General features: G+C 66.5%; 11 protein-coding genes. 4 read left to right on the forward strand and 7 right to left on the reverse strand.

Translation table 11 applies throughout. The features are described 5' to 3' along the window. Positions 1–144: 144 nt before the first annotated feature. From mrcB to tsaB, 4 genes are read left to right on the forward strand one after another with little or no spacing between them, the layout of a single operon-like run. Positions 145–2,346, forward strand: coding sequence for a penicillin-binding protein 1B (gene mrcB / locus G4Y73_RS10880; protein WP_164231664.1), 2,202 nt, complete (start codon positions 145–147; stop codon positions 2,344–2,346). A 60-nt stretch (positions 2,347–2,406) separates the two neighbouring features. Beyond that, positions 2,407–2,916 (forward strand): tetratricopeptide repeat protein, encoded by a 510-nt coding sequence (locus G4Y73_RS10885; RefSeq protein ID WP_164231665.1) that lies wholly within the window; start codon positions 2,407–2,409, stop codon positions 2,914–2,916. A 13-nt stretch (positions 2,917–2,929) separates the two neighbouring features. Then, the gene (locus tag G4Y73_RS10890) at positions 2,930–4,837 is read left to right on the forward strand and encodes an ATP-dependent DNA helicase (RefSeq protein WP_346426851.1); all 1,908 of its coding nucleotides are present in this window, start codon (positions 2,930–2,932) and stop codon (positions 4,835–4,837) included. After that, on the forward strand, positions 4,834–5,490 hold the full coding sequence (gene tsaB, locus G4Y73_RS10895; protein ID WP_164231667.1) for a tRNA (adenosine(37)-N6)-threonylcarbamoyltransferase complex dimerization subunit type 1 TsaB: 657 nt from the start codon (positions 4,834–4,836) through the stop codon (positions 5,488–5,490). The genes G4Y73_RS10890 and tsaB overlap by 4 nt, the downstream gene beginning before the upstream one ends. A 177-nt stretch (positions 5,491–5,667) precedes the next feature. Here the strand turns inward: tsaB and G4Y73_RS10900 are convergent, their stop codons facing one another. From G4Y73_RS10900 to G4Y73_RS10930, 7 genes are all read right to left on the reverse strand, one after another. Further along, entirely contained in the window at positions 5,668–7,998 is a 2,331-nt protein-coding gene (locus G4Y73_RS10900; RefSeq protein WP_164231668.1) for a glycosyltransferase, read from the reverse strand. Between the two features lie 4 nt (positions 7,999–8,002). Then, positions 8,003–9,742, reverse strand: a complete 1,740-nt coding sequence (gene ptsP / locus G4Y73_RS10905) for a phosphoenolpyruvate--protein phosphotransferase (RefSeq protein ID WP_164231669.1) — start codon at positions 9,740–9,742, stop codon at positions 8,003–8,005. Further along, positions 9,739–10,008, reverse strand: a complete 270-nt coding sequence (locus G4Y73_RS10910) for an HPr family phosphocarrier protein (protein ID WP_164231670.1) — start codon at positions 10,006–10,008, stop codon at positions 9,739–9,741. Before G4Y73_RS10910 ends, ptsP begins: the two co-directional genes overlap by 4 nt. Next, entirely contained in the window at positions 10,005–10,382 is a 378-nt protein-coding gene (locus G4Y73_RS10915; protein ID WP_164231671.1) for a hypothetical protein, read from the reverse strand. The genes G4Y73_RS10910 and G4Y73_RS10915 overlap by 4 nt, the downstream gene beginning before the upstream one ends. Continuing rightward, positions 10,379–11,242: an RNase adapter RapZ gene (gene rapZ / locus G4Y73_RS10920; RefSeq protein ID WP_164231672.1), complete on the reverse strand. Its 864-nt coding sequence runs from the start codon at positions 11,240–11,242 to the stop codon at positions 10,379–10,381. Before rapZ ends, G4Y73_RS10915 begins: the two co-directional genes overlap by 4 nt. Positions 11,243–11,317: 75 nt before the next feature. After that, positions 11,318–12,259 (reverse strand): HPr(Ser) kinase/phosphatase, encoded by a 942-nt coding sequence (gene hprK / locus G4Y73_RS10925; protein WP_164231673.1) that lies wholly within the window; start codon positions 12,257–12,259, stop codon positions 11,318–11,320. After that, positions 12,256–12,726 carry a PTS sugar transporter subunit IIA gene (locus G4Y73_RS10930; RefSeq protein WP_164231674.1) on the reverse strand — a complete coding sequence of 157 codons (471 nt, stop codon included), beginning with the start codon at positions 12,724–12,726 and terminating at the stop codon, positions 12,256–12,258. The genes hprK and G4Y73_RS10930 overlap by 4 nt, the downstream gene beginning before the upstream one ends. Positions 12,727–12,747: the final 21 nt, after the last annotated feature.

A 12,747-nucleotide genomic window follows, 5' to 3' on the forward strand; every position in this document is an offset into this window, starting at 1 on the left:
GGGCAGTCCAAACGCGCAATTATCCGTCAATCCCCATCGGCTGTCACCTCGACCATGGCCCGCAAGCCTCGACGATCCCGATCAACCCGAAGAAAGAGCCGCCGCGGCAAGTCAGAATCGACCCGCCGTTTTGGTTTGCATGCCGTGCTCTTCCTGGCCGGAGTGCTGCTCGGCCTGTTTGGACCCTGGATCTGGTGGCTGGACCGCGAGGCCGGCCTGCGCTTTGCCGACCGGCACCTGACCCAGGCCAGCCGCGTCTACGCTCGGCCGCTGGAGCTGCACGACGGCGTACAGATCGCGCGCCGCGACCTGATCGTCGAACTGGAAGCCGCGGGTCTGCGCGCCGGCTCGCCGCAACGCCCCGGCCACTTTCGGCAGTCCGGCCAAAGCTTCGAGCTGCACCTGCCTGCCTTTGCCTTTCCCGATGGCGTCCAGCCGGCACAGCGAGTCGTCCTGAACGTGACGACTGACGGGATCGATCTCGACGGGGAGTCCGGCGTGCTGCGATTGCCGCCAGCCGAGCTGGGTCGCCTGATGCCGCTCGACGATCGTATCCGCACCCCGATCGCGCTGGCGGAGTTCCCGCCATTGCTGGTCACCGGAGCCCAGGCGGTGGAGGATCGTCGCTTCAAACATCACCACGGCATCGACCTGCGCGGCCTGCTGCGGGCCCTGTGGGCCAACCTGCGCGCCGGACGGGTGGTGCAGGGTGGCAGCACCATCACGCAGCAGTTGGTCAAGAACCTGTTTCTCTCGCCAGAACGCAACCTGCTGCGCAAATTCAACGAGGCGATCATGGCCGCCAGCCTGGAGCGGCGCTATACCAAGGCGGCGATTCTCGAGGCCTGGCTCAACGAGGTCTACATGGGCCAGGAAGGCGGTCGCGCCATTCACGGCTTCGGCCGCGCCGCCGAGTACTATTTCGGGCAATCGGTGCAAGCGCTCGATCCGGGTCAGATTGCCCTGCTGGTCGGCATGGCGCGCGGTGCGTCCTGGTATCACCCCCTGCGCAATCCCGATCGCGCCCGCGAGCGCCGCAACCGGGTGCTGGCGATTTTCGAGCAGACCGGCCTGATCGATGCTGCCGACCGGCAGCGCTACGCCGACGCGGGCCTCGGCCTCAACCCGGGCCTGCGTTCGGGGGCTGTTCAGTACGCGGCGTTCCTCGACCTGGTCCAGCGCCAGTTGCGTGCCGACTATCGTGATCGTGACCTGCGCGGCCGCGGCCTGAGTATTTTCACCACCCTGTCACCTTCGGCCCAGGCCCGGGCCGAGCATGCCCTGGAGCAGGGCCTTTCGCGGACCGGGCGTGCGGGCGATGAACTGCAGGGTGCCATCGTCCTGCTCGAGCCGGCCAGCGGCGAGGTACGGGCGCTGGTCGGTGATCGCGTCAGCGGTCGCCGTGGCTTCAATCGTGCGCTGGATGCACGGCGGCCGGTGGGATCGGTGATCAAGCCGCTGGTCTATCTGCTGGCGCTGGCGCAACCGGATGTTTTCAGCCTGGTCACACCGCTCGAGGACGAACCCCTGGTGCTGGACATCCCCGGTTCGGGCGAGTGGCGACCGGCCAACCACGATGAGGTCAGTCACGGCACGGTGCCACTGCTCGAGGCCCTGGCGCAGTCTTACAACCAGGCTACGGTCCGCCTGGGCCTGGAGATCGGTGTCGATGCCCTGTTCGCTCTGATGCGCCAGCTCGGCGTCGAGCCGGGTCGGGATGCGCATCCATCGGCCTTTCTCGGCGCCGTCGAGCTGTCCCCGCTGCAGGTCGCCCAGCTTTATCAGCCACTGGCCGCAGAAGGCTACAGTGCGGCGGTGCGCGGTATCCGTGAGGTGGTCGACAGCGATGGCGAGGTCATCGGACGCTACCCACCACGGCTCAAGCCCCTTGCTGAGCGCGAGGCCCTCGCCCTGCTGGACTTCGCCCTGCGCCGCGTGGTCACCGACGGCACCGGCCGCTCGCTTTCATCGCATCTGCCTCAGGATCCGGGCGTGCGTGGCAAGACCGGCACAACCAACGACCGGCGCGACGCCTGGTTTGTGGGGTACACCGGCGACTGGCTGGGCGTGGTCTGGGCCGGTCGCGACGACAACCAGCCCGCCGCGGTCGGCGGTGCGAACACCGCCCTGCCGGTCTGGGCCGAACTGTTCGCTGCCTTGCCCTTGCGCCAGGTCCGGCGCGGCTGGCCGGACTCGATCGAGTGGTTCTGGATCGACTGGCCCGAGCCTATCCTGGCCGACGAGGACTGCCCGAATGCCGTGGCCATTCCCTTCCTGGCGGGCAGTCAGCCCGAGACGTTCTCCGACTGCATCGAGCGGCGCGGCCGCTGGCCGTTCGGGAACTGAGCCGGGTCGCCGCGGGTTACCATACGACTCGATGTGAAATGCGCGGGTAACGCTTCAACCATGCAACGTGAACATAACTTCAGGGGCCTCGCTCTGGCCGTGTCGGCCAGCCTGGTGTTGGCGGCCTGCGCCTGGCAGCCGACAATGGATGACCCCGAAATGGTAGAACGGGTCAGGGCGCCGGAGGGCGGCGAGGAACCGCGCGGCCTGCAGGTCTATCCGCTGAGAAATCCGGCCGTGCAGGAACTCGAGCAGGCGGCCGAGGCGGCCCGTAAGGCCGGTGATCTCGAGCGTGCCGAGAGCCTGCTCGAACGGGCCCTTCGGATCGAAGCACGTGATCCCGAATTACTCCAGAACATGGCCGAGTTGCAGCTTGCGCGCGGCCAGTGGGAGCAGGCGGAGAACTACGCCGAGCGCTCCTGGGAACTGGGTCCGCAGGTCGGTGATATCTGCCGTCGCAACTGGCAGGCCATGGCCCTGGCACGTGAACGCAATGGGCAGGTGGTTCAGGCCGAGCAGGCGCGTGAGCGGGCTCGCGTGTGCCCGCTCGAACCGCCCGAGCGGTTCTGACCCCGACCTGGCCGTGAGCCGATCGCTGGCAGAACTTTTCGGTGCCGATGGCCCGCTGGCCGAACGGCTGCCGGCTTTCCGGCCGCGCTCGGGCCAGCTCGAGCTGGCCGAAACCATTGATCGTTGCCTGGCCGGCGGCCAGGATCTGGTGGCCGAGGCGGCGACCGGCACGGGCAAGACCCTGGCCTACCTGTTGCCGGTCCTTTTGCGTGGCGAGCGCACCATCATCTCGACTGGCACACTCAATCTGCAGGACCAGTTATTCCGGCGCGACCTGCCGATGGCGCTCGAGGCCCTGGGCGTTGAGCGCAAGACGGCCCTGCTCAAGGGGCGTGGCAATTATCTTTGTCTGCACCGGCTCGAACGTCATCTCGCCGAAGCCGAGTTGTTCGACGAGGTTGCCGAGGAGTTGCGCACCGTGCAGCGCTGGTCACGCCAGACCCAAAGCGGCGAGATCAGCGAGGTCGACAGCATTTCCAGCCAGTCGCGCGTGTGGCCGCTGGTGACCTCGACCCAGGACAACTGCCTGGGCAGCGAATGCCCATTCCTGTCCGACTGCCACCTGGTGCAGGCGCGGCGCCGCGCCCAGGAGGCCGACGTGGTGGTTGTCAATCACCACCTGTTGTTCGCCGACATGGCCCTCAAACAGACCGGCTTCGGCGAAGTGCTGCCCGGGGCCGAGACGGTCGTCATCGACGAGGCCCACCAGGTTCCGGACACGGCCATGCGCTTTTTTTCGCGCGGCTTGAGCGCCTGGCAGGTCCGTGAGCTCGCGCGCGACACCCTGGCGGCCTGTGGCGGGTCTGCCGGCAGTCTCAAGTTTCTGCGCGAGCCAACCGAGAATCTGCGTGCGGCCCTGGAGCAGGCCATGAGCGCCTGTGCCGATCTGCCGCCGCGCGGTGAATATTCCGGCCTGCGCAGGCAGCTCGACGAGTTGCAGGCACTGGCTCGGGCACTCAATGACCTGGCCCGCGCGCTCGATCCACTGGCCGAGCGCACGCGCGACCTGAGCAACTGTGCCGAGCGGGCGGCGGTCCTGCACGACGGCCTGCACGACTTCCTCGTCGGCCGCGAAGGCTACGTGCGCTGGTTCAGCTCGCGCAACGGGCGCTTCCAGCTCAATCTGACACCGCTCGACGTGGCTGCGCCGCTGACAGAACTGCGCGAGCGCGTGCCGGCGACCTGGGTGATGACCTCGGCGACGCTGGCGGTCAACGGGCGCTTCGAGCATTTCACCCGACGGCTCGGCCTGGATTCGGCCGAAGAGCTGGTCGTGGAAAGCCCATTCGACTATCCGGCCCAGACCCGCCTGTGGATTCCCGACCAGCTGCCCGAACCGCGCGACCCTTCGCATACCGAGTCGCTGCTCGAGCAGGTGTTGCCACTGCTCAGGGCCGCCGGCGGGCGCGCCTTCCTGCTATTCACCTCGCATCGCGCCCTGCAGCGGGCGGCGCAGTGGCTGCGATCGCATTCCGACTTCAAGTTGCTGATTCAGGAAGACGCGCCGCGTCATGTGCTGCTCGAGCGTTTTCGCACCAGCCCCAACAGCCTGCTATTGGGCGCGGCCAGTTTCTGGGAAGGGGTCGACGTGCCGGGTCGGGCGCTGAGCGTGGTGGTGATCGACAAGCTGCCTTTTGCCGCGCCTGACGATCCAGTGCTGGAGGCCACGCTCAAGGCCGTGCGCGAGGCCGGCGAGAATCCGTTTACCACGGTGCAGTTGCCGCAGGCGGTGCTGGCGCTCAAGCAGGGGGCCGGACGGCTGATTCGTCAGTCCGATGATTTCGGCGTGTTGGTGCTCGGCGATCCACGCATCCTGCAAAAGCCCTACGGCCGGATCTTCCTCAAGAGCCTGCCGCCGATGACGCGTGCAGACAGCGCCAGCGAAGTGGCTGAATTCCTGCGCGAGCGATTGGCGGCATGATACGGCTGGGTATCGAGACAGCAACCGATTTCTGCGCCGTGGCGTTGGCCGTCGACGGCGATGTGCGCGTACGTGAGCAACTCGCGCCACGGCGTCATGCCGAGCTGCTGCTGCCCTGGATCGGCGAACTACTGGCCGAGGCGGGCATCGGCTATTGCGACCTCGATGCACTGGCAGTCTCGCGCGGACCGGGCGGCTTCACCAGCCTGCGCATCGGGCTGGGTGCGGCGCAGGGCATTGCCCTGGCCCACGATCTGCCGATCCACCCGGTCTCGACCCTCGCGGCGCTGGCGCATGCGGCCGACCCGGAGACACGCTCGCCGCATGTCCTGGCGGTGCTCGATGCGCGCATGTCGGAGATCTATGCCGGTTTCTTCGAACGCCGCGACGGCGCGCATGTGGCCATGGACCCCGAAGTGGTGGTACCGCCGCGGCAACTCGAGCTGCCGCACGACGGCCCATGGCTGGCTGCCGGTTCCGGCCTGGCGAACTACGGCGAGGAACTTGAAAGCGTACTGGACGGCAAGGTGAGCCAGGCGCTGCCGGAGGTCTGGCCCAACGCCCGCAGCGTTCTGGTACTGGCCGAGACCATCGAACCGGTGCCCGCCTGGGAACTGGAGCCGAAGTACGTGCGCGACGATGTGACGAGTTGAATCAAATCACAAATCTCAAGCACCAAATCTCAAACAAATTCGAAATTCCAATGACCGAATGAGCAAAGCTTGGCTCCGCCAAACGTGGGCCGCGGTTGTGTCTGTTTCGATCATTCGAACATTGGTGCTTGGAATTTGTTTGGAAATTGGTGCTTGGAACTTGGTACTTGGTCTTCCTTACACCAATTTCCGGAACAACCGATCATAGCGACTGGCTATTTCCGACCAACTCAGCCGCCGGGCAAACGCGTGACCGCGCTCGGCCAGTTTGCGGCGGCGCCCGTCGTCCTCTAGGAGATCGGCGACGGCGCGCGCGAAGGCATCCCAGTCGTCGCGGATGAGCAGCTCGCGGCCGTCGTTGACCGGCAGGCCCTCGCAACCCTTGCGGGTGCTGACCACCGCCAGACCGGCGGCGAAATAATCCAGGATCTTCATGCGTGTACCACCGCCGGAGGTCAGCGGCACGATGGCCAGGTCGCAGGCCTTGAGCGGGGCGGCCAGATGGTCGAGGCTGCCGGGCAGGTAGACATCGGGGTGGTCGATAGCGGCTGGCGGCTCGCTGCCGATTGCCAGCAGCTGCACACGGTGTCCCAGTTTGGCCAGGCGCGGCAGCAACTCGGCGATGCTGGTCAACAGGGCCTGCTTGTTGGGACCGTAGGAAAACGTGCCGTGGTAGGCCAGCACCGGACGATCGGGATCGAGCCCGAAGCGTTCGGACAGGATCTCGGGCTCGGCTCGGTCGAAGCGCTCGATGTCGACCCCGTGCGGAATGGTGACCAGGTTGGCCGGGTCCAGGCCGTCGTCGATAAGCTGGCGTCGATCGCGGTCGGAAACGCAGACGACGGCATCCATGCAGTTGGCCAGCTTGAGTTCGACACCCTTCAGGCGCTCGAACGCGGAATCCGACAGGTCGCCGACCTGGTCGGCCAGGCGCAGATACTCAACGTTGTGCTCGGCCAGCACGGCGCGTCCGCCGTTGAACAGCCGGCAGATGCGCGCTGACTGTGCGTAGGCGGGAAACTCGGCCAGCGCGGTGGCGGCATCGATCTGCCGGCCGACCCAGGCGGCGCGCAGGCCGTAGCCGGGGTCGTACAGCGGCCAGTACAGGAAGGCGTTGCTGGCCGGCAGACCGCGCAGGCGATGGAGTAGGTGGCTGAGGGCCCGTGGCAGGCTCAACAGCCGTAGCCACCCGGGTAGGGGCCTTTCGCGGATCTCACTATCTTCGATGCGGTAGTAGCGGCCACGATCGGCAGTCACGATGGCCACTGTCCGTCCGCCGGTGGAAAGCCCCCGGGCCGTCTCGACAATCTTGACCGCCGCGCCGTGGTCGGTCGGAAACAGGTCGGAGCGGGTGATGATGACCACGCCCTGGCCGTCGAGCTCACGCCGAAGCGGTCGCAGCAGCGCTCGGGTGAACATGCCGGTCAGGCTGGGACGGCGTTCCAGGCTGCCGGTCGAAGCGCTGGTCACGCCGGCCGAGGACGCTACGAAACGGCGTTTGCGTGCCCGGCCGAGCCAGTCGACCAGGGGCGCCAGGCAGGTTTTGTCGTCGTAATGCGTTGTGGCCAGTTCGCGGGCTGCAGCCGTTTTCTCGCGCCAGCGTTCCGGCTTTTCGAGCGCCTCGAGCACCGCCTTGCGGGCTTGCCCGGGTGAATCGACCACCCAGCCGGCATCATGGGCGCGAATCAATTCGGCCATCGGCAGGCAACTGTTGATCAGGACCGGCAGGCCAGCTTCCAGGAAAGAAGCGATACGAAAGGGCTGGGCCATTTCGCGCTCGAGATTGGGCCGGGCGAGCTCCACGCCGATGTGCGCGCGTGTGGCGAGAAAGTCCTGCCAGTCCTGCCAGGGGACCAGGCCGTGCTCCTCGGCCTCGGCACTGGCGTGACGCGGTCCGAAATGATGCAGGCGCACGCGTCCGGACTGCCCTTCGGGAACCAGTTGATCCAGCCAGCCGTCGGTTCGGCGCCAGGGCCACTGGCGGCCGCCGGTGGCGAGCACCAGCGGTTCCGAGTGATCAAGACGCGGCCGGGCCGGAGCACGGATCGGCAAGGGAACCTCGACAATCGGTACTTCGCGCCTGAGATCGGCGCCGTCGGCCAGCAGCCAGGCCGCCAGCAGGCTGCGCTGGCGGTCGTTACCCACCAGCATCAGGTCGACCCGAGAGAGCGCCTTCAAATAGCGTTGGATGTAATGCTGCGAGGCCACCGGATCGACGAAATGCGCCTCCAGGGGTCGTGGCGCGATGCAATCAGCGATGACCGGCAGCGAAAGCGAATCGGGTAGGCGCTCGGCCAGCTGCCAGTAACCCAGCAGCAGGCAGTCGGGGCGTACGCTTGGCAGCAACCCGGCGATTGCCTCGTTAGTCCAGTCTTCCTGCCAGTGATGTTCGACTTCGAGCCCGGCCCGTTCCAGGCCAGCGATCAGCCGCGCGCTACGCAGCTGGTTACCGGTCGCCGAGCGATCGGCCTCGAACGGCGCTTCCTCGGTCAGGTAGAGAATGCGCATCGCTTCAGCGCCCGTTGCCCGAATGTCGCAGGGCCTCGAGCAGGTCGTCGGTGCCCCGGCGGTCCTTTCGGTAGCGCTCGACGATTTCGCGGCAGTGCTCATAGCCGGCCTCGATCAGGCTCTTCTTGACGCCGGCGACCTGGGCCGGCGGCATGCTGAAATGCGTCACGCCGAGACCCAGCAGCATGCGTGCGGCGCGCTCGTCCCCGGCCAGTTCGCCGCACACCGTGACTTCGATGCCCTGGTGCCTGCCGGCCTCTACGGTGCGCGCCAACAGCTCCAGCAGACCGGGATGGGTCGGATCGTACAGGTAGCTGACCAGCTCGTCCTGGCGATCGATGGCGAGTACGTACTGGATCAGGTCATTGGTGCCGATGGACAGGAAGTCGAGTTCCCTGGCCATGGCCTGGACGTCGAGGGCGGCTGCCGGGGTCTCGATCATGCCGCCGACGGGCAGTTCCGGATCGATGGTCAGGCCCTCGGCGCGAAGCTCCTCGCGGCACTCGGCGATCAGCTGCCGGGCCTGGGCGATTTCGGCGGTGGTCGTGAGCATCGGCAGGAGAATGCGCACCGGCCCCTCGACCGATGCGCGCAGGATGGCGCGCAACTGCTCGCGGAACAGGTCGGTGACCGACAGCGACAGGCGCAGACCGCGCAGGCCCAGAGCCGGGTTGGGTCCGCGGGTCAGTGCCAGGGCGTCCGGCAGCTTGTCGCCACCGGCATCGAGCGTGCGAATGGTCACCGGTCGGCCGGCCATGGCGCGCAGGGCATTGCAGTAGGCACGGTACTGGGCATCTTCGTCGGGAATCTGGTCGTCGAGAAACAGGTATTCGGTGCGCATCAGGCCGATGCCCGTCACGCCGGCTTCCAGGCAGTTTTCGAATTCGATTGGCAGTTCGGCGTTTCCGAACAGGTGAAAGGAGCGGCCGTCGTGGGTGCGCGAGGGCTGCGCAAGATAGCGTTTGAGCTCGTTGCGGTGGCGCAGGCTGGCCGCCTGCTTGTCGCTGTAGTGTCGCTGTAGATTTTCGTCCGGACGGACCAGCACCGCGCCGTAGTGGCCGTCGAGAACGACCAGCTCGCCTTCTTCCAACAGCTCGAGCGCGTGGTGTACACCCAGTACCATCGGAATCTCGAGGCTGCGGGCCAGAATGGCGGAGTGCGACCAGGGGCCGCCGTGCTCGGTGATCAGTCCGGCGACGCGGCGCTGACTGAGAATGGTCAGATCGGCCGGCGCCAGTTCGGCTGCGACCAGGATGGTGTCGTCGAGTCGGTGCGGCACCTGGGTGCTGAACAGCGCCGAAGGCTGCTCGGCCAGCTCGCGCTGGATCAGGCTGACGACCTGCTCGAGGTCTTCGCGCCGGAGCGCGAGATACTCGTCATCGAGGCGCCGGAATTCTTCCTGCAGGCTTTCGCCCTGCAGGGCCAGGGCCCACTCGGCGTTGATTTGCTGATCGCGAATGCGCTCGCGGGCCGCCTCGATCAGCATCGGATCCTGGAGGATCAGGCGGTGGGCCTCGAGCAGTTCGCGGGCTGTCTCATTGCCGGATCCGCCGACGCGCTCGAGCACCCCCGACAGGAAGCGGTCGCCGCGCTGAACCGCCTGCCGCATGCGCTCGGTCTCGGCCTCGACGGCGTCGGCATCGAGGTGATATTCGGGCAGGGTCAGCTCGCCCGGCGTAAGCCGGTGCACCCGACCCAGGGCAATGCCGGAGGTGACACCGATGCCGGTCAGTGTCAGGCTCATTCGTCTTCTCCGAAGCGGTCGGCCACGAGTTTGGCAATCGTCCGGGCGGCCTCGTCCTCGTCTGGCCCATCCACCTCCAGCGTCAGCTCTCTGCCGCAAGGGGCGGCCAGCAACAGCACCCCCATGATCGACTTGGCGTTGACGCGCTTGTCGCCGTGCGCCAGCCAGATCCGGCTGTCGAAACCGGAAGCAGCCTGAACCAGCTTGCTGGCGGCACGCGCGTGCAGTCCGAGCCGGTTGACCAGTTCGAGCTCGACTCGCTTCATGTCTGCACCACCCCCTGAATGCCGCCGGTGGCGGCCAGTTTGGCCAGTTCGGCCGGCGCTCGGGCCGCGTGGTTGACCACCTTGAGCAGCATCGGCAGGTTCAGCCCGGAGACGACCGGGGTGCCTGCTTCCGAGGCGGCTCGTGAGGCCAGGTTGTGGGGGGTGGCACCCGGCAGGTCGGTCAGCACCAGGGCGCCGTCGCCGTCGGCAGCGGCGGCCAGCGCAGTGCGAAGGGCATCGAGCGTCGCCTCGACATCGGCCTGGTAGCTGACCGCGATCGTCACCACCGGAAGAGAGCGGCCGAGGATGTGCTCGGCCTGGCGCCGCACGGCCTCGCCCAGGTCGTCATGGGTGACCAGGACGATGCCCGTCACTGGCCGAGTTCCCGGTGACTGACGAGTACGCGAACGCCTTCCTCGCGTAGCTCGTGTGCGATCCGGTCGACAATGTAGACCGAACGGTGCTGCCCGCCGGTACAGCCGATGGCGACGGTGACCAGGCTGCGCTGATCCTCGGCCAGCGCCGGAAGCCAGCGCCGTACGAAGGTCAGCACGTCGTTACAAAAATCGTCCACGATGGGTTGCGCCTCGAGGTACTCGCGCACCGGCACTTCCAGTCCCGTATGGGCGCGCAGACCCGGCTGCCAGTGCGGGTTGGGAAGGCAGCGGGCATCGAAGACCATATCGACATCGCGCGGCACACCTCGCTTGTAGGCGAAGGACTCGAGCACCAGCGACTGCACCGACTCGTTGTCGGTCACGCCGATGGCGCGCCATACCTGGCGCCGAAGTTGGTGAATATTGTTTTCGGACGTATCGATGATCCAGTCGGCGCGTTCGCGGATGGGCGCGAGTAGCCCGCGCTCGGCCTCGATGGCCGCTTCCACGCCGCCGAGGTCGGCCAGGGGATGGCGTCGCCGCGTTTCACTGAAGCGCCGGATCAGTACGCGCGAATCGGTATCGAGAAAAAGTAGCCGGAAGGGACGGTCGCCGGACAGCGAGGCGAGCAGTTCCGGCAGTCGCTCAAGCCCTTCCGGACCGGAGCGGGCGTCGATGCCGATGGCCACGCGCGGGTAGCGATCGGGCTGGCTGCGGACCTCGCTGGCCAGCGCGGGCAGCAGGTTGCCTGGAAGATTGTCGACGCAGTAATAGCCGAGATCCTCGAGGGCGTGCAGGGCGACCGTCTTGCCGCTGCCTGACAGGCCGGAAATGATTATGAGCGGGCTAGCCTGCATGCTTCACCGGCCCTATAGGGAGCCTCCCGCAACGGTGTCGTCGTGCCCGTGCAGCGTTGTTCAGAGGCGCCCTGGTCATTGCTTGTCGGCCAGCAGCCGTCCGTGGCGTTCGACGAATTCGGCCGCGGCGTCGAAACCTTTCATGCGCAGCATGAAGTCGCGCACCGCGGCCTCGGCGATCACCGCCATGTTGCGGCCGGCCAGTACCGGCAGGTTGATCTGCGGGATTTTCAGATCGAGCACCTGGCGCTGGCTGTCGTTGCCCTTTAGGCGGTCGATGTCGGCGTCTGCCTCGCGCGGCATATTCAGGTGAATGATCAGGCGCAGGTATTTGCTGGCCTTGATTGCCGCATCGCCGAACATGCGCCGGATGTTGAGAATACCCAGGCCGCGGACTTCCAGGCATTCCTTGAGCACCGGCGGGCAGGAACCTTCGACGATGTCGGGCGTGAGCTGTGTGAACTCGGGCGCGTCATCGGCGATCAGGCGATGGCCGCGAGTCAGGAGTTCGAGTGCCAGCTCACTCTTGCCGGTGCCGGACTCGCCAGTGATCAAAACGCCGATGGTGAAAATCTCCATGAACACGCCGTGCAGGGTCTCCCGCGACGCCAGGCGGCGTGAGATCTGGTATTCAAGGAAATTGACCAGTTCCCAATCGTTCTGACTGGAGGTCAGGACCGGGGTGTCGGTCTCGCGCGCCTGTTTGAGCAGATCGTCGGCCACTTCCAGGCTGTTGGCGACGATAATCGCCGCTGGACGGGCGTCCATGATGCGCGCCAGGGTTTCCCAGCGGGTGCGCGCATCGAGGCCTTCGAGCCAGTCGTATTCCTCGCGCCCGATGACCTGGATGCGGGTCGAATGAATGAGATTGAGAAATCCGACCAGAGAGGGCCGCGAGTGGAAGCCGGTCGGCTCGAGTTCGCGCCGGACTGCTTCCGACTTGCCGTTGACCCAGTGCAGGTCGAGGCGGTCGGAAAACTGCTCGTAGAGCTCTGCCGGCGTGACGCGCTGACTCATTGCGCCGCGGTTTCGGCCGGGTTTTCCGACAGCAGACGCAGCAGCTCGTCGGCGTCGTCGATCTGGCGCAGGGCATCGCGCTGGACTTGCCGTCCGAGCCGGTCAGCCATCTCGGCCAGCAGCTTCAGGTGCGAGTCGGTGCACTGACCGGGTACGGCCAGTGCGAAGAACAGGTCGACTTTCTCGTGGTCGGGGGCATCGAAGTCGATCGGCCGTTTGAGCCGGATCATCGCCCCGGCAACGGCCTCCTGGTTGTCGACCCGGCCGTGCGGGATGGCCACGCCGTGGCCCAGCCCGGTCGAGCCCAGCCGCTCGCGCTGACACAGGCTGTCGAAGATTTCGCGAGCGTTTGCACTGCCGGACGCGTTGGCCAACAGTTCGGCCGCCTTCTCCAGCAACGTCTTCTTGCTCGATACCGAAACATTGATCGCGATGCGATCGTTCGCGAGCACGTCCACTAGCTGCATCGGTTCAGACCCCTTCCTGGT

The sequence above is a fragment of the Wenzhouxiangella sp. XN201 genome (assembly GCF_011008905.1).
In the GTDB taxonomy this organism is placed as follows: domain Bacteria; phylum Pseudomonadota; class Gammaproteobacteria; order Xanthomonadales; family Wenzhouxiangellaceae; genus Wenzhouxiangella.

What these genes read in the sequence shown, in the direction of transcription:
- G4Y73_RS10885 (WP_164231665.1), top strand. Translation starts at nt 2,407, where the DNA reads ATGCAACGTGAACATAACTTCAGGGGCCTCGCTCTGGCCGTGTCGGCC.
- tsaB (WP_164231667.1), top strand. Translation starts at nt 4,834, where the DNA reads ATGATACGGCTGGGTATCGAGACAGCAACCGATTTCTGCGCCGTGGCG.
- G4Y73_RS10900 (WP_164231668.1), bottom strand. Translation starts at nt 7,998, where the DNA reads ATGCGCATTCTCTACCTGACCGAGGAAGCGCCGTTCGAGGCCGATCGC.
- ptsP (WP_164231669.1), bottom strand. Translation starts at nt 9,742, where the DNA reads ATGAGCCTGACACTGACCGGCATCGGTGTCACCTCCGGCATTGCCCTG.
- G4Y73_RS10910 (WP_164231670.1), bottom strand. Translation starts at nt 10,008, where the DNA reads ATGAAGCGAGTCGAGCTCGAACTGGTCAACCGGCTCGGACTGCACGCG.
- rapZ (WP_164231672.1), bottom strand. Translation starts at nt 11,242, where the DNA reads ATGCAGGCTAGCCCGCTCATAATCATTTCCGGCCTGTCAGGCAGCGGC.
- hprK (WP_164231673.1), bottom strand. Translation starts at nt 12,259, where the DNA reads ATGAGTCAGCGCGTCACGCCGGCAGAGCTCTACGAGCAGTTTTCCGAC.
- G4Y73_RS10930 (WP_164231674.1), bottom strand. Translation starts at nt 12,726, where the DNA reads ATGCAGCTAGTGGACGTGCTCGCGAACGATCGCATCGCGATCAATGTT.